General features: G+C 52.0%; 16 protein-coding genes. 1 reads left to right on the forward strand and 15 read right to left on the reverse strand.

What is annotated here, in order from left to right; genetic code table 11:
* Position 1 precedes the first annotated feature (1 nt).
* The 15 genes from IAG03_RS00615 to IAG03_RS00685 all read right to left on the reverse strand — a co-directional run bounded on the left by IAG03_RS00615 (position 2) and on the right by IAG03_RS00685 (position 15,187).
* Positions 2-1,009: an elongator complex protein 3 gene (locus IAG03_RS00615; RefSeq protein ID WP_249317726.1), complete on the reverse strand. Its 1,008-nt coding sequence runs from the start codon at positions 1,007-1,009 to the stop codon at positions 2-4.
* Positions 1,006-1,689 (reverse strand): ribonuclease III, encoded by a 684-nt coding sequence (rnc, locus tag IAG03_RS00620; RefSeq protein ID WP_249317727.1) that lies wholly within the window; start codon positions 1,687-1,689, stop codon positions 1,006-1,008. The genes IAG03_RS00615 and rnc overlap by 4 nt, the downstream gene beginning before the upstream one ends.
* Entirely contained in the window at positions 1,686-2,723 is a 1,038-nt protein-coding gene (plsX, locus tag IAG03_RS00625; RefSeq protein ID WP_249317728.1) for a phosphate acyltransferase PlsX, read from the reverse strand. The genes rnc and plsX overlap by 4 nt, the downstream gene beginning before the upstream one ends.
* A complete protein-coding gene (trmFO, locus tag IAG03_RS00630) occupies positions 2,720-4,057 on the reverse strand; it encodes a methylenetetrahydrofolate--tRNA-(uracil(54)-C(5))-methyltransferase (FADH(2)-oxidizing) TrmFO (RefSeq protein WP_249317729.1) in 1,338 nt (445 codons plus the stop codon). Before trmFO ends, plsX begins: the two co-directional genes overlap by 4 nt.
* Positions 4,054-6,138, reverse strand: a complete 2,085-nt coding sequence (gene topA / locus IAG03_RS00635; RefSeq protein WP_249317730.1) for a type I DNA topoisomerase — start codon at positions 6,136-6,138, stop codon at positions 4,054-4,056. The genes trmFO and topA overlap by 4 nt, the downstream gene beginning before the upstream one ends.
* Positions 6,139-6,215: 77 nt before the next feature.
* Positions 6,216-7,352, reverse strand: coding sequence for a DNA-processing protein DprA (dprA, locus tag IAG03_RS00640; protein ID WP_249317731.1), 1,137 nt, complete (start codon positions 7,350-7,352; stop codon positions 6,216-6,218).
* A gap of 11 nt (positions 7,353-7,363) precedes the next feature.
* On the reverse strand, positions 7,364-8,155 hold the full coding sequence (locus IAG03_RS00645) for a TrmH family RNA methyltransferase (RefSeq protein WP_249317732.1): 792 nt from the start codon (positions 8,153-8,155) through the stop codon (positions 7,364-7,366).
* A 90-nt stretch (positions 8,156-8,245) separates the two neighbouring features.
* Positions 8,246-8,599 carry a 50S ribosomal protein L20 gene (gene rplT / locus IAG03_RS00650; RefSeq protein ID WP_249317733.1) on the reverse strand — a complete coding sequence of 118 codons (354 nt, stop codon included), beginning with the start codon at positions 8,597-8,599 and terminating at the stop codon, positions 8,246-8,248.
* Between the two features lie 50 nt (positions 8,600-8,649).
* Positions 8,650-8,847: a 50S ribosomal protein L35 gene (gene rpmI / locus IAG03_RS00655; protein WP_249317734.1), complete on the reverse strand. Its 198-nt coding sequence runs from the start codon at positions 8,845-8,847 to the stop codon at positions 8,650-8,652.
* 24 nt (positions 8,848-8,871) lie between these two features.
* Positions 8,872-9,336, reverse strand: coding sequence for a translation initiation factor IF-3 (gene infC / locus IAG03_RS00660; RefSeq protein ID WP_249317735.1), 465 nt, complete (start codon positions 9,334-9,336; stop codon positions 8,872-8,874).
* A gap of 447 nt (positions 9,337-9,783) precedes the next feature.
* On the reverse strand, positions 9,784-10,707 hold the full coding sequence (locus IAG03_RS00665; RefSeq protein ID WP_249317736.1) for an aldo/keto reductase: 924 nt from the start codon (positions 10,705-10,707) through the stop codon (positions 9,784-9,786).
* Positions 10,708-10,731: 24 nt separating this feature from the next.
* Positions 10,732-11,574 (reverse strand): carbohydrate ABC transporter permease, encoded by an 843-nt coding sequence (locus tag IAG03_RS00670; protein WP_249317737.1) that lies wholly within the window; start codon positions 11,572-11,574, stop codon positions 10,732-10,734.
* Positions 11,575-11,592: 18 nt separating this feature from the next.
* Positions 11,593-12,498 (reverse strand): carbohydrate ABC transporter permease, encoded by a 906-nt coding sequence (locus IAG03_RS00675; protein WP_249317738.1) that lies wholly within the window; start codon positions 12,496-12,498, stop codon positions 11,593-11,595.
* Between the two features lie 75 nt (positions 12,499-12,573).
* The gene (locus IAG03_RS00680) at positions 12,574-13,728 is read right to left on the reverse strand and encodes an amidohydrolase family protein (protein WP_249317739.1); all 1,155 of its coding nucleotides are present in this window, start codon (positions 13,726-13,728) and stop codon (positions 12,574-12,576) included.
* 31 nt (positions 13,729-13,759) lie between these two features.
* Complete coding sequence (locus IAG03_RS00685; RefSeq protein ID WP_249317740.1) at positions 13,760-15,187, reverse strand: ABC transporter substrate-binding protein; 1,428 nt, start codon at positions 15,185-15,187, stop codon at positions 13,760-13,762.
* A 378-nt stretch (positions 15,188-15,565) separates the two neighbouring features.
* Here IAG03_RS00685 and IAG03_RS00690 point away from each other — a divergent pair, with 378 nt between their 5' ends.
* The gene (locus tag IAG03_RS00690; RefSeq protein WP_249317741.1) at positions 15,566-16,591 is read left to right on the forward strand and encodes a LacI family DNA-binding transcriptional regulator; all 1,026 of its coding nucleotides are present in this window, start codon (positions 15,566-15,568) and stop codon (positions 16,589-16,591) included.
* Positions 16,592-16,608 lie beyond the last annotated feature (17 nt).

The raw sequence follows: 16,608 nt of genomic DNA on the forward strand, positions 1-16,608 counted from the left end.
TTCACCGTCTTTCCTGTTGATGGATTGCGCACTCGCCCATGCGCAAGGTATCGTTCTGTAGGAACTGAACGGAATACCCCATTGTCTGAAAATATGCGCGGTTTTCTCCGCGCTGTCCAATCGCTTTCGAGAGATCCCGGGGGTGGACTTCCATCGTCACCGCGCCGGGCGCGATTTCCCGCAAAAGCGTCTCCATTCGATTTCGAAAAATCCGGCTCTCGCAAAGTTCCCGGAAAGCCGGATGGTACGGGCCCGCCACACGGTTTTTAAGCAGTTCCGGCGTGCTGTGCAGCCCAACCCGAATTACGGAAATTCCCGCCTGTGTAAAACATTCGAGCAGCCCGGCGCAAAGCGCAACCGCTTCCGGCAGCGTCTGCGGCCGGTAACAGTCCGCTTTATACCACTGCGCCAGCAGCGTTCCGCGCATGACAATCGCAGGATAAATCCGCACGGTATCCGGACGCAGGGCGATCAGCGCCCGTGCCGTCGCATATGCGCCCTCCGGCGTATCCCCATAAAGCCCGGTCATCATCTGCAGGCCGAGAGAAATTCCCGCTTCACGGATTTTTTTCGCCGCATCGCGGACATCCTGTGCCGTATGGCCGCGCCCGTTCCGGCGCAGCACCTCGTCCGACATACTCTGTGCGCCGAGTTCTATGGCCGTAACGCCGTATTGCCTGCAAAGCGCAAGCCGGTCTTCTGAAACCGCATCCGGACGGGTCGAAACCCGAATTCCCGTAAACGTTCCGTTTTTCACAAAGGGCGCCGCACTTTGCAGCAGTTCTTCCATGTAATCACGTGCAATTGCGGTAAAACTGCCGCCAAAAAAAGCCAATTCTGCAACACGCCCGCTTTTTCGGAGTTCTTCCGACGCCGCCTGCGCAATACGCCGGACATCTTCTCCGGTCGGCTGCAAAGTCTCTCCCGTAATCGCCCGCTGGTCGCAGAAGCTGCACTGGTGCGGGCAGCCGTTATGCGGTACAAAAACCGCTACATTTGCGTGTTTCAATATCCCATCAGCTCAAGTGCTTCCCGGGCGGCCTGCTGCTCTGCTTCCTTTTTGCTGTGGCCGCCGCCTTTCCCGATCACATTGTGGTTGAGGTGAACTTCCATCACGAAATGCTTGTTGTGATCCGGACCGCTTTCGCCCACCAGAACATACTCAATGTGCTCCTCCGGATTCTGCTGGACAATTTCCTGCAAAACTGTCTTGTAATCGCGGAATGCCTTCGGCCGCGGCGCGTTCATGAGCGGAACCGTAAACCGCAAAATAAACTTCCGGGCTTCTTCCATTCCGCCGTCCAGATAAATCGCCGCGATGATGGCTTCAAATGCATCCGCCAAAATGCTGGAACGTGTCCGGCCGCCGGAGTTCTGCTCTCCGCGCGACAAGCGCAGATAATCGCCAACCCCCAGCTCCCTCGAAAAACCGCACAGCGCCTTTTCACAAACAAGCGAGGCTTTGAGTTTGGTCAGCTCTCCTTCCGGCATAGACGTGCAGTTCCGAAAAATATAATCTGCAACCACGGCGCCGAGGATTGAGTCTCCCAAAAATTCCAGCCGCTCGTTGCTCTTTTCCCCGCCACGCACCTCGTTGGCATAAGAAGAGTGCGTCAGTGCGGTTTGGATATACTGGGGATGCTGAAACGTATACCCCAGTTTTTCTTCTAATTCACGCAACCGTTTCATGATTCTGATTCCGCCTTTTCCAGTTCTTGCGCGGAGCTCCCGGATTTTGCAGCCGCGACCGTCTCCGCAATTGCGGAAACGACGTCCGATTCCACATAGGCCTTTGTCAGGCGCAGCGCGCTTGTAAAGGTTCTAGCCTTTGCGCTTCCATGCGCTTTAAACACCGGTTTCTTTGCGCCCATAATCGGTGCACCGCCATATTCGTTATAATCCATCTGCCGTTTAAACGTTTTGACATCCTTCATGACAACCGCAGCAGCAATTTTATTTTTCAGACTCTTCTGGAAAATTTCCTTGATTTTTCCTAGAAGTGTCAGGGCAACGCCCTCATACATTTTCAGGATAATGTTTCCCGTAAAGCCATCCGCAACCACAACATCGGCTGCATCGGCAGGAATTTCCCGCGCTTCAATATTTCCGACAAAATTCAGCCCGGAATCTTGCAGAAGCGGAAATGTCTCCCGCATCAAGGCATTTCCCTTGCCAGACTCTGTCCCGACATTCACAAGACCGACCCGCGGATTTGGAATCTGCATCACCCGTTCCATATAGGCGCTGCCCATCACGCCGAACTGCCGCAGCATTTCGGGCTGGCAGTCGCTGTTTGCGCCGCTGTCAATCAGCAAAAAACAGCCCTTACCCTTCGGAAGCACCGGCGCAAACGCCACCCGGCGAATTCCCTTGATCCGCTTGACGATCATCGTGGCGCCGGTTACAAGGGCGCCGCTGTTTCCCGCAGAAACAAAGGCATCCCCTTCCCCCGCAGCAAGACGGCGCAGGCCTTCTGCCATCGAAGAATTTTTCTTTGCTTTCATGATATCCGTCGCATGGTCTTCCATCGTAATGACATCCGGCGCATCGGCAATTTCCATTCCTTCAAGAGAAATTGCGTGCTCTTTTGCCACCCGGCGGATTTCTGACGCACGGCCGGTCAAAAGGATCGAAATATCCAGCTCCTTTACCGCATCCGCGCAGCCCTTCAAAATTTCAAGCGGAGCGTGATCTCCGCCAAATGCATCGACAATAATTTTCAAGCCTGTTCCTCACTTTCCATCTTTTCCGCCTGCATTGCGTCCGAAAGGCACTGCAGTGCGCGGTCCGCCAAAGCAGCGTAGCGTTCCTGTTTGTTCCGGATGGTCACAGAAAGCGGCGGTAAAATTCCGAAATTTGCTCCCATCGGCTGAAATGACTTCGCCGCGCTCGAAGAAACATATCGGGAAAGTGCACCCATCATCGTCTCCGGCGGCAGTGAAATCGGCTTTCTGTGATGATATTTTGCCGCAGCCGCCCGTCCGGCGAGCAGCCCGGAGGCCGCCGACTCCATATAGCCCTCCACGCCGGTCATCTGCCCGGCAAAAAACAGACCCGGACGTTCCCGCAGGCTGAAATCTGCATGCAGCAGCCGGGGGGAATCTAGGAACGTGTTGCGGTGCATCACGCCGTAACGCATGTACTCCGCCTGCTCCAATCCGGGAATCATCCCAAATACCCGTTTCTGTTCTGCGAATTTGAGGTTGGTCTGAAATCCGACCAAATTGTAGAGCGTCCCCTCCGCGTTCTCCATCCGCAGCTGCAGCACCGCCCACGGACGATGTCCGGTTTTGGGATCGCGCAAACCGACCGGCTTCATGGGTCCGTAACGCAGTGCGTCTGTCCCGCGGGAAGCCAGGATCTCCACGGGCATACAGCCCTCGTACACCGGTCTTTCTTCCGTCTCAAACGCATGCAGCGGGGCGCGTTCCGCCGAAAGCAGCGCAGAGAGAAACTGTTCATACTCCGCTTTGTTCATCGGGCAGTTGAGGTAAGCGGCATCGTCTCCCCGATCATACCGTGACGCCGCAAAAATTCGATCGCGATTGAGGCTTTCCGCCGTGACGACCGGCGCTGCTGCATCAAAAAAGTGAAGGCTTCCGCCGCACATCTCCGATATCTTCTCCGCCAACACATCGGACGTGAGCGGCCCGGTCGCCAAAATCACCAGATCGTTTTGAGGAATTTCCGTCAATTCACAGGTTTCCACATGGATCAGCGGTTCTTTTCGGATTGCCTCTGTCACCATCGCGGAGAATTGATCCCGGTCAACAGCGAGCGCACCGCCCGCCGGAACTCTGCACTGAAGCGCGCAGGGGACCAAAAGGGATCCCATTCTGCGCATTTCCTCTTTTAAAAGTCCCGCAGCGCTTGCAAGCCGCTCCGCTTTGAGCGAATTGGAGCACACCAGTTCTGCAAATCCCGGATGATGGTGCGCCGGAGAATACCGCAGCGGTTTCATCTCATAAAGCACCGTTTCAATCCCCGACCGCGCGAGCTGCCAGGCCGCCTCGCAGCCTGCCAGCCCGGCGCCGACGACAATGACCGGGGCCTTCATTCCTTTTCTGCTGCGCGCTCGTATCCGCAGCCCTCCGCAGCACAATACAGTTTTCCGTTTTTTCCTTTTTTGCGGAACAGTGTCTTGCCGCATTTAGGGCACAGGTCGTCTGTCGGAAGATCCCAGGTGACAAAGTCACAATCCGGATATCCCTCGCAGCCGTAAAACGCGCGTCCCTTTTTGCTCTTTCTGGCAACCACTTTCTTGCCGCATTTGGGGCAAAAGCCCGGTGTGGGTTGGACAAATTTTTTGATATTCTGGCACTCCGGATAACCGGGGCAGGCAATAAATTTCCCATACCGGCCAAATTTGACGACCATCTGCCGGCCGCATTTTTCGCAGATAATATCGGTTTGGTCCTCTTTTAACTGGATTTTGACATCCTTCATCTCTTCTTTTGCTTTGAGAAGGGTTTTCTCAAAATCCGTATAGAACCCGCGCAGCATCTCCACCCAATCCTGTTCGCCGGTGCGGACCTTATCCAGATCGGTTTCGACCTGGGCAGTAAACTTGACGTTGACGATTTTCGGGAAGCGCTCTTTCATCAGCTGCGTGGCAACCTCGCCGAGTTCGGTCGGCTTCAAAGTTTTTCCCTCGCGAACAACATATTCTCTGCCGGTAATGGTGGAAATGACCGCCGCATAGGTGGACGGACGTCCGATTCCGTATTCCTCCAGCGTTTTAATCAGGCTGGCTTCTGTATAGCGGGGTGGCGGCTGCGTAAAGTGCTGATTCCCGCCGAGCTCTTTGAGTTTGAGCGGCATGCCCTCCTCCAAAGGCGGCAGCGCCCGGCTCTTCTCGGTTCCCTCCTCACTTTCCACCTCATAAAGCGTTGTATAACCGTCAAATGCAACCGTATACCCGGAGGCTTTGAACAGATATCCGTTTCCTTCCAGATCTGCCTGCACCGTGTTGCGCACGCTATTTGCCATCTGGCACGCAATAAAACGTTCCCAAATCAACTTGTACAGTTTGTACTGATCCGGCGTCAGGCTCTGCCGGATGCTGTCCGGCGTCAGGCTGATGGTGGAAGGCCGAATCGCCTCGTGGCCATCCTGTGCGGATGCCCGAGATTTAAAATGACGCGGGGATGCAGGCAGATACTTTTTGCCCCAGCGGCCCTCGATATACTCCGCAGCAGCCTGAATGGCTTCTTCCGAAATGCGCAGAGAGTCCGTTCTCATATAGGTAATCAAACCGACCGCACCGATTCCCTGCACATCCACGCCCTCATAGAGTTCCTGCGCGACTTTCATCGTCCGCGCAGAGCGGAATCCGAGCTTTTTTGCAGCTTCCTGCTGCAGCGTCGATGTGATAAACGGCGGAGACGGAGACTTGCGCTGCGTTCCCTTTTTGATGTGCGTAACCGTATATTCTGCACCTTCCAGCGCGGCAAGAATCCGATCGGTTTCTTCCTGGCTGCTCAGCTTCATTTTTTCGTCCGGCGTCCCATAAAAAGAGGCCTCAAATGCTTTTTTGGAGCCTTTCGGCAAAAATTTCGCATCGATGCTCCAGTATTCTTCCGGTTTAAATGCACGGATTTCTTCTTCGCGATCCACAACAATCCGCACAGCGACAGATTGTACGCGCCCGGCGGAAAGTCCGCGCCGAATCTTCTGGGAAAGGAACGGACTGAGCTTATATCCCACCAGGCGGTCCAGGATCCGGCGCGCCTGCTGCGCGTTTACCATGTCCAGATCAATTGGCCGCTGGTGCTGCATGCCAGCCTCGATCCCGCTCTTTGTAATTTCATTGAAGGTCACGCGGATATTCTGCGTTTCATCCAGACCGAGCAGATAGGCAAGATGCCAGGAGATGGCCTCTCCTTCGCGGTCCGGGTCGGTTGCAAGCAGCACAAAATCGCTCTTCTCCGCTGCTTTTTTCAAATCCTCAACCAGTTTTTCTTTATCCTTGATGACCTCGTAGCGCGGCTGAAAGTCTTTTTTCACATCCACGCTCAGACGTTTTGCAGGCAAATCCCGTACATGTCCCTTCGAAGAGACAACCTTGTACCCATCGCCAAGATATTTTTTAATGCTCTTCTCTTTGTTTGGAGACTCTACAATCACCAGTGTAGACACAAATTCATCCCCCTGTTTTTCCAATTCCGATCACGCTTTTAAAAGGTGCGTGCGCCCTGATGGTATTCTGTTTCATCCTATGCAGTTTCTATCCGAACATACCGCCGACCGGCTAAGGACTGAATTTTTTGTTCGATTTCCAGCTCTGTCAGCGCAACAAACAGGCGCTGTGCGGAAAGTCCGGTTGCTGCTGCCACTTCCCCGATAGTCAGCGGTGTTTTGCCGAGGACCCGATAGACGGTTTCTGCATCCGCAGAAAATTCCTTTGAAAAAAGCGCCTTCGCGTCCTGTGCCGCCGGTCTTGCCATCTGCGCCGGCGCCTCCTGCGGAAGCACCCGCTCATAATCGCGCCCGGCATATTCATCTAAAACATCCTCCGCAGCAAGTACTGCCTTTGCGCCGGAACGAAGCAATCCGTTAGAACCTTCCGATTCCGGCCCGACATTTGCCGGGATGACAAACACATCGCGGTTTTGCTCCAATGCATAGCGGGCCGTAATCATCGTCCCGCTCCTTTTGGCAGCCTCCGCAATCAAAACGCCGGAACTCAGGCCGGACAGCAGCCGGTTTCGAGTCCGGAAATTCCATTTCTGCACACCGGTCCCCGGCGGATATTCCGAAACCAGGGCGCCGCTTGCCGCAATCATTTCACGAAGTTCCGCATATTCCGGCAAATACGGATAATCGATTCCGCACGGCAAAACGGAAACGGTCACACCGCCAGCCGAAAGCGCCGCCTCGTGCACCGCATGATCCACACCGTGCGCGCCGCCGCTGACCACCACAACACCGTTCCGCGCAAGTGCGCCGGAAATCTCACCGGCCGTATGCAGCGCAGCATGGGAAGCAGTCCGGGAACCGACGATCGCAATCGACAAGCAGCGATCCATATCCGGCAGCTTTCCCTGCACATACAGGACGCACGGCGGATGATAAATCGCGCGCAGGCGCTCCGGATAGCCCGGCGTTTCCGGCGTCAACACGGTTTGTCCCAGCGCCGCACAGCGGTTCAGCAGCAAACCGGCTTCCTGCAGAGACCCCGTATGCAGCAGTTCCTTTTCCCGCTGCGTCAATATGCCAAGCCCCTCCCAGGCGGAAGCGCCGGCCTCATAAAATGCTTTTGCAGTCTGAAACGCGCGCAGCACCGCGGGGATCCGTGTCCCGCCAACGCCCAGCGCACGCTGCAGCCAAATCCAATAAACCCTCTCGTCCAAATGACGTCCCCCTATCGGCGCATCATTTCCCACATCAAGATCATTGCAGCAGCTGCCGCATTCAGAGATTCTGCACGGCCTCGCATCGGAATCGTAATCGGATGACAAGCGGCAATTGCCTCCGCCGAAAGGCCGTTTCCTTCATTTCCGACCGCTAAAACGGCTCCCTGTGAAAAATCAGCCTCCAGGACGCTTTGCGCTGCAGGATCCACAACCGCCGCATAGGTTGCAAATCCGCGCTCCCGAAGAGATTGTAATGTTTCCGGAAACGCCGCCGTCTCATAGACCGGTAGCCGAAAAGCCGCTCCCATCGAAGCCCGGAGCGCTTTGGGCGCATACGGGTCACAGCAATCCGAAGAAATCAGCAGACCGTCGATCCCCAGCGCCTCTGCGGAACGCATAATTGCGCCGAGATTGGAGGGGTCCTGCAGATGTTCCGCCGCAAGATAGCGGCTTCCCGGTTTCATGCGGGAAACCGGTTCCGTTTTGCGGGCCTCGCAAAGGCAAAAAATGCCCTGCGGACTTTTGACATCGCGCATTTTCTCTGCAACCGGTTCTGCAATTTCATAACACAGCTGGGCCTTTTGGAGCAGTGTTTCCAGATAAGACGGGTACTTTTCCTGCGCACGAAGGGTAAAAAACACGCTTTTCAGCGCCATTCCGCTTTTGGCTGCATCTGCGCACAGCCGGGCGCCTTCTACCGCAAATTGACCAGTCTGCCGGCGGCTTTCCGGGTTTCGCGCAACAGCGCAAAACTGTTTGACCGCCTCGTTCTGACGACTGGTAATTTTCAGGATCTCCATGCTTTTCTTTCTCTCCTCCGGCGGTACAATCTGTTTTTCACAAATACAAAAGTTGCGTCCGGGACACTCCCGGACGCAATTCCAGCTTTTTTATCGTGCAGCTTTTGCCTGTTCTACAAGCGCTTTGAATGCCTGCTCGTCGGCAATCGCGATCTCAGAGAGCATCTTGCGGTTGAGCGTAATGTTCGCCTTTTTCAGTCCGTTCATAAATGTGGAATAGTTGATTCCGTTCATGCGGCATGCCGCAGAAATACGGGTAATCCACAGGCGGCGGAAGTCTCTCTTTCTCTGCTTCCGGCCGATGTATGCATAGTTTCCGGACTTCATAACAGCCTGTTTAGCCATTTTAAAATGCTTGCTCTTTGCACCCCAGTAGCCTTTTGCAAGCTTTAATACTTTCTTTCTTCTTTTGCGCGTCATCATTGCGCCTTTGATTCGTGCCATTTATCCTTACCTCCAACTCAATCGTCTTGTTTTAAACCGTCTGTTGCTCCTTATTTGTACGGGAGCATCTTTTTGACCTTCATCACATTGGTCACATCTGCAACCGCTGTCTGACGCAGGCCTCTCTTGCGCTTTGTGGTCTTTTTGTTAAGGATATGGGATTTGTTTGCATGGGCACGGATTACTTTTCCGGTCGCGGACATCTTGAAGCGCTTCTTCGCGCCGCTGTGCGTTTTCAGTTTGGGCATGACTGCTCCTCCTAACAATTCATTTTACTTCGCGGGTTTGGGCGCAAGGAACATAAACATATTGCGTCCCTCGAGTTTTGCCGCGCGTTCCACATTGGCATCCTCTGCACACGCTTCCGCAAATTTTTGCATAATCACGGTGCCATGTTCCGGATGTCCCATCTCACGTCCGCGGAACCGGATGGAAACTTTGACTTTATTTCCCTCCGATAAAAACCGCTTGGCATGGCCGAGCTTCGTGTTGAAATCGTGGGTGTCGATATTCAAAGAAAGGCGAATTTCCTTGATTTCGACGATATGCTGATTTTTCTTTGCTTCCTTCTCCCGTTTTGCCTGTTCGAAACGGTATTTGCCGTAATCGATAATCTTGCACACGGGCGGAGTTGCCTTCGGCGCGATCTTCACGAGATCCAGGTCCCGGGCATACGCCCGCTCCAGCGCTTCGCTCGCCGGCATCACGCCAAGCTGCGAGCCATCAGAGTCAATCACACGAACCTCTTTATCACGGATTTGCTCGTTGATCTGCAGTTCCTTGCTGCTAATAGGTAAGCACCCCCAAAACACGTTATTTTACTGTTTCAAACCCGTCCGGCGGCAACCTCCGCATTTTCGGGCCGAAAACCGCAAATAAAAAGCGCGGGCAGAAGATCCTGTCCGCGCGTCAATACCACATCAGCCGCTTAAAACCGCTGGCATCTGTTTCTATTGACCCGTGACGGACAACACCCCACAGGTGAGAACAGATTTCTGTTCTACTTTCATTTGCATTCTTATCTTACACGCTGAGCGGCGGTTTGTCAAGATTTATTTTCTCGAAAACGCTTTTCCAAAAACACTTTTCTGGATATTTTCCATCCACGCCGATACTTTAAAAAACAAACCGGCTTCCGCGTCGTCTGCAGAGGCCAGACGTGCTGAAACCGGCAACATTTTCATTTACGGAATGGTATTCCCCGCAGCACGGTAAATCGCATACCAGTCCTCACGCGAAAGCGTCAAGTCTGTTGCGCCGCAGATTTCCTGTAACCGGGAGAGCTTCGTGGTTCCCGCAATCAGCTGCATCTTTGCCGGATGGCGCAAAACCCAGGCAGCTGCAATCGTCGTTTCCGAGACCGCATATTTCTGTGCAAGTTCTGAAAGCGTTTTGTTCAGTTCCGGAAATTTGGGGTTCTGAAGAAACGTGCCTTCGAACATTCCATACTGGAACGGCGACCAGGCCTGAATGGTGATCTCATGCAGCCGGCAGTAATCCAGCACGCCGTCGTCTCTGCATACCGCGGCATCGTCAAGCATATTGACGTGAATCCCGCTTGAAATCATGGTGCTGTTCGTAATACTGAGCTGAAGCTGATCGATCAGCAGCTTCTGCGGGAGATATTTCTGCAAAAGGCGTATTTGTCCGGGGTTTTGATTTGACACGCCAAAATAGCGGACCTTGCCGGTACTGTGCAGCCGGTCAAAGGCTTCCGCAACCTCTTCGGGTTCCATCAGCGCATCCGGTCTGTGCAGCAGAAGAATATCCAGATAATCCGTCTGCAGGCGCGAGAGGATTCCGTCCGCCGCCGAAAGGAGATAGGCTTTTGAACAATCATACATCTGCTGTTCCGGCCGGATATCACATTTGGACTGGAGAATCATTTTCTCACGTTTTGCAGCGTTCATCCCAATTGCCTTGGCAAACAGGCTTTCACATTCTCCGCGGCCGTAAATATCGGCGTGATCAAAAAAATTGGCGCCGCACTCCAATGCGCCCGCAACCAGCGTTTCGATTTGCGCCGGCCGCAATTCGTTAAGCCGCATACAACCTACAACAATCCGCGGAACGGAAAGTGAAGTTCCGCCCAGATTTATCCTCTTCATGCGTATGTTCCCTTCTATTCAAAATCAGCCCTTCACGGCGCCGGCCGTGACATTGGCAATCTGAAGTTTCTGTACAATAAAATAGGCAATGACAACCGGTACAACGGCCAGTGTCGTGCCGGACATCACGATCGGCCACGGTGTAGACAGGCCGTCGCTGGTCGGCAGCAATGCAATTGCCACCATCAGCGTGTATTTCTTGGCATTGCGCAGCAGAACGAGCGGCCAGAAGAAGTCGTTCCAGCGGGTGATCATCGTCAGCGTCGCCCAGCTTGCAAGTCCGGACTTGACAATCGGACAAACAATCTGCCAGTAGATCCGGAAATCTGTACAGCCGTCAATCCGGGCGGCTTCCAAAACTTCTGTCGGTACATCCCGCATGTACTGCGTCATATAGAAAATTCCGACAGCGGTTGCAATTCGCGGAATAATCAGTCCCCACAGGCTGTTGATCAGGTGGAGATTCCGATAAATGAGAAAAACCGGAATGATCCCAATTTCCTGCGGCACCATCATCGTGGCCAGCACAAACAGGAATAGTGCCTGCTTGCCGGGAAACCGATACTTTGCAAAAGCAAAACCTGCCAGGGAACAAAAGAACAGCGTCGTTACGGTTCCCATTATGGAAACAAAGACGTTATTTAGAAAGTTCCACGGCAAATTCGGCATAATTTCCACAACACGAATATAGTTCGCAACCGTTGGGTCGGAAGGAAGAATCGAAGCAAAACCCGTCATGGATTCATGAACGGATTTAAAGGAAATCAGTGTCATCCAGATCACCGGAAACACACAAATCAGACAGACCACAATCAGTGCCACGTGCACTAGCAGGGCAGAAAATTTTCGTTTTTTATTGTATCCCACTGTTGTGTCCCTCCTTCCTTATAAGAGCTGTTCCTGTGTGCGCCGCACATAAAACTGAATGATCGAAACCAAAATGGTAATGACCGCCAGCACATAACCGATTGCGGAAGCATAGCCGAGCCGGAAGGTGGTGAAGGCATGCTCATACATCAGCTGGAACAGCGTCGCATTGGAATAGGCAGGTCCCTTGAGCACATAAGATTCATTAAACATTTTCCAGGTATCACAGGTCACTGTGATAAAACAGAAAAAGAGAATATTTCCCAGAAGCGGCAGGGTAATCCGGAAAAACTGCTGGACAAAATTTGCACCGTCCACAATAGCCGCTTCATAATAATCGCCCGGAATACTCAAAAGTCCGGACAGAACAATTACCGAAAACCACGGAATACTGCGCCAGCAAAACAGAATGATTACCGGAACGCGCGACCACCGGGAACTGGTCAGCCAATCTACCGGCTGTGCGCCGAGAAGCTGCAAAAACTCATTGACAAGCCCGGAGTTGGTGTCAAACAGCATTTTAAATACCAGTGCAACCGCAACCGAAGCACATACATACGGCAAAAACGTCAGCGTCTTAAACGCGCCGGTCCCGCGCAAATGTTTATAATTCAGCAGCATCGCCATCAAAACGGATAATACAATGACCAAAACGCTGCAGACAACCCAATAAATTGCTGTATTTTTGAGAGAATCCCAGAAGGCATAGTTGTCCGCATGAAATAGGTCTCGATAATTCTTCAACCCGACATATTGCGCAGCGGACAGGCCGTCATATTCCTGAAAGCTGTAAATCAGAGACTGAATCATCGGATATAATTGAAACACGAAGAAAATCAGAAAAAATGGTAAAATGAAAAGATAGGGCGTCTTATATCGGTGCAGGAACTGCGCCGTCCGTCCTCTTTTTGCACGATGCTGCATCATTACCCCTCCTTATAGAATTCCAGGGCAGAGCACCGGCAATTGCCGGTGCTCCTTTGCCCGAACCGGATATTTTTACTGCAGACGGGAGTAAACCCGCAAAGCGTTGTCGTGGCAAATATTCTTTGCAATTTGCATTGCACGTTCGTAGCCGATGACATCCTCGGCGATGTAATACTCCAGTGCTTTTGCAAGCTGATCTTTAAAATGCAGCGCTGCGTGCCACAAGGATTCCGGTTCTCCGCCTGCATCAGAGGCATACATAATTTTGTTGGTCGGCGCAGCCTCCAACATTGCAAGAATCGAACGGTATCCGGCTGTTCCGGCCGAATAAATCATCGAGGAAAAATCGCTGTACACATGGGAGAAATTGTTGACCAACAGCCCGGTCTCTTCTACCCACGGATATCCTGCATGTAAAAGGACAATTTTGACTTTCCCTTTAAAGCGGTCGTCATTGATGATGCGCCGCAGACTTGCCGGACGCATTTTCCGCAGATCGCACATCGGCGCAGAGCCAATACCGGTATGGAACTGCATGGGAATATCAAACTCCTTGCAGATTTCCAGAGACAGCGGAATCATATAGTCGCGAATTGCCTTTTCCGCTGCTTCGCCGCCTTCTCCTGCCAAATAGGCTTCATAGCCTTTTTGTGCCGTGGCAGCATCCACCAGTTCTACATCAAGTCCCGTATGATACCCTATGACTGATTTTAACGCAATGGCATGATGTTTTTCAATATCAGACCGGACGCGTTTGTCAAATTCCGTCAGGAATTCCGAAAAAGAGAGCTTCTGGGCAAACAGTTCGCGCATGACCGGCTCAATTCGAGTGATCACTTTCACACTTTCCGGCTCCGCCACACGGTCGAACCATGCATCTTGCTCGGGGGTATTCATATCACCGCTGACCGGGGATCCGATATCGTAGCAGTGATACTGCACCCCGCTTGCTTTCCGCAGCGCTGCCGCATAACCGGCAGGATCCGCGTCGTAGCGGCGGTTGCGCTCTGCAATCACTTCGTCGTCCGGCGTCCCTACAGGCAGCTGATAAAGCCGGCGCATCCGCTGGATCAGAAGATCATACACCAGCATACTCTGATCATCTTCGATCGGATGCGGATCCGAAGACAGCGATACTACCCTTGCAAATTCCGCCGGCTCTCTCTCTCTTACGAATTTGTGGCAGTGCGTATCGATCAGTGGGACCGTACTTAAATTGATTCTCATGCAAAATTCCTCTCCTTGACTGGTTTCATCCTTAAAATTCCGCTTTTCCGATTTGCTGCTTGAGCTGTGCGTCAATGTTGGCGATCGTATCATCCATATTCTGTTCGCCCGCCATAAACTTCTCGATTTCAGGAGAAATAATCGCATCTGCGTCTGTATCCGCTGTTGTCGTCACCAGCGGTGCAGCAGCATCCTTCAGGCCCTCGGATTCCGCCTGCATAAAGGACTGGCCGCCGTAGAAATCCGATTTCTGCTGCCAGAAGGGATCCTCCAGCGCTTCCTTTACAAGGGTATTGGAGAACGGACCGGATTCTTCGATCATGGTCTCGACATACGCATTGCGCGCTTCATAGTTAAAGTTGTAGTCGGTCCAGATATCCTGGAACAGCTGCGCGTACTTGGCATCCGGTTTGTTGACAATCGCTGCGCCGCCGGAGACAGGCGCGCCTCTCGTGCCGACATCTTCAAACTTCGGCGCCGGACGCACATTCCAAACGCCTTCCTGATCCGGCAGGTTGCTGCGCAGATGCTCGTCATAAAATGCGCCGATGTAGAACGTTGCGATCTGATTGGCACGGGCAGCGTCAAAACAGGCGGCATCAAACCACGCAGCAGAGAGCAGCAGATCGTTTTCTTTCAGCGTCGCCAAAGTGTTCATGGCCTTTTTGGTATTTTCGTCCGAACCGAACACGATGTTTCCGTCATCGTCCCAGATGCGTCCGCCGGCCTGCGGCATAAATCCGCGGCGGCCGTAATAGCGCCACGTGTTCTTTCCGGGATCATAGTTGGAGAGATACACCGTGCCGCCGGATTTTTCTTTGAGTTCTTTTCCGACTTCGATCCAGCCTTCAATGGTGTCGCAGCGCTCGATGTCAATATCGTACTGTTCAAAAATCTTCGTATTGTAGAACAGAAGCTGCGGACGAACCTCATCCGGATAGGCATATATTTTATCCTTATAGCTGACGCCTGCCAATGCACCGTCAACCAGCTTATCCTCGACGGATTTCACATAATCGGTAACTTCCACAAGCATATTTCCCTTTTGGAAGGATGCAATCTCATCCGGTCCGATATAAATGACATCGGGAAGATCGTCATATGCAGCAGAAGTAAATCCCAAAATCATTTTCTGTTTGAGCGTTGCAGCATCCGCTGTTTCGTATTCGACCGTAACCCCTGCACCGCGCTCTCCCTGACGGGAAAGATAGTCGTCAAAGAACACTTTTTTGTACTGGGGCAACCCGGCAGACATATACCGGAACGTCCCTTCCGGATAAGGATCCTGGCCTGCAACCGACGCGTCCGAAGAAGCATCCGAAGCATCTGCACCGCTCTCCGCGGCGCTGCTTTCTGTCTGAGAAGAAGCGGTGCTCTGCGCCGAACCCGTCGAGCATCCGGCTAAAATGCTCAGCACGAGTACAAGAACTACACCAAGGGTTAAAACTCTTTTTTTCATAATGAATCGCTCCTTTGCTTTATATTTTTTGAAATAAAATTACGCGCTTTATTTAAAATCAAGGAAACCTCCTTTCTCCACGCGTTTATGTTAGCGTTATCCTAGACAACACTTTATCACCGTATGCTTGTATTTGTCAATGGATAAATCACATTTTTTGCAATTTTGTAATTTCGTAAAATCATTGCTCTGATTTTTAATGAATTTGTCACAAATTTCAAAAAGCAAGCCCTTATACATTCTTTCGGCTTTTAAACTTTAGGCTTTCAAAAATTTCTTTTTTCTTGATTTATAACCCTTGCATTTTTCGCAAACCCCCGGTATAATAGACTTCAGACTGTGTTAGCGTTAATCTTATCGTGAAAATGAGGAGCACCAATGGTAACATTAAAAGATATCGCAAAAGAAGCCGGCGTCAGCGTTATGACGGTATCCCGCGTCATCAACGGAAAGACCGATAAGGTTTCGACGGAAACCGCAGAACGAATTGACCGAATCCGGAAAGAAATGGGATATGTTCCCAATCTCTCCGCCAGGAACCTGGCGGCCAAAACCTCCAATATTATTTCCATTATCATTACTATGAAGAGTTTTGACCGACTTCCGGTTTCGCCGCATAACGCTACCATGATCAGCGTGATTGCAAAACGCGTCCAGAAAGAGGGATATTCTCTCATGGTAAATTTTCTGGACGATTATTCCAAAATCAATGAAACCCTGCGTTCATGGAACGTCGGCGGCGCCATTCTGTTACGTGTTGAGGACAGCGATGTCTGGAAAATTTGTCAAAACAATCAGATTCCACTGGTTTTTACCGATTGTTACAGCACCTACCGGCAAGCCGTCAACGTTGGATGCGACGACTTCAAAGGCGGTGTTCTTGCAGCGGAGTATTTCATTAAAATGGGACACCGAAACCTGATCTTCGTTTCACCGGAGCTCAGGCCGGACTCCCCCAATCATCAGCGATATCTTGGATTTTGCCACGGACTGAAAGAACATGGCGTCACACTGCCTTCTGACAATCTGCTGGTTGAAAGCGATGCCGCCCTTTTAGCGGAACGGCTGAAAATGCTTTGCAAACACGGTGTCACCGGCGTCTTTTTACCGGCAGACAATCTTGCAGTCGAAGTCATTGAGCAATGCAAAAACAAAGGAATTTCCGTTCCGGACGATCTTTCTTTTATCGGATTTGACAACCAAACTGTCAGCTTCTATAATTACCCCAAACTTACCACCATCGGCCAGGATGTCACTTTAAAAGCCAAACAGGCGATTGAACTGCTTTTTGAACAAATGGAGGGAAAAAATGCGGTTGCGCAAAGTCGCGTATTGGATGTAACTCTGATCGAACGCGATTCTGTAAAACAGCTGACATCGGATTGCCTATCGGGAGGTTCCTGAAAATAGGAGGAAAAAAA

The organism is Yeguia hominis, assembly GCF_014384705.1.
GTDB lineage: Bacteria > Bacillota > Clostridia > Oscillospirales > Acutalibacteraceae > Yeguia > Yeguia hominis.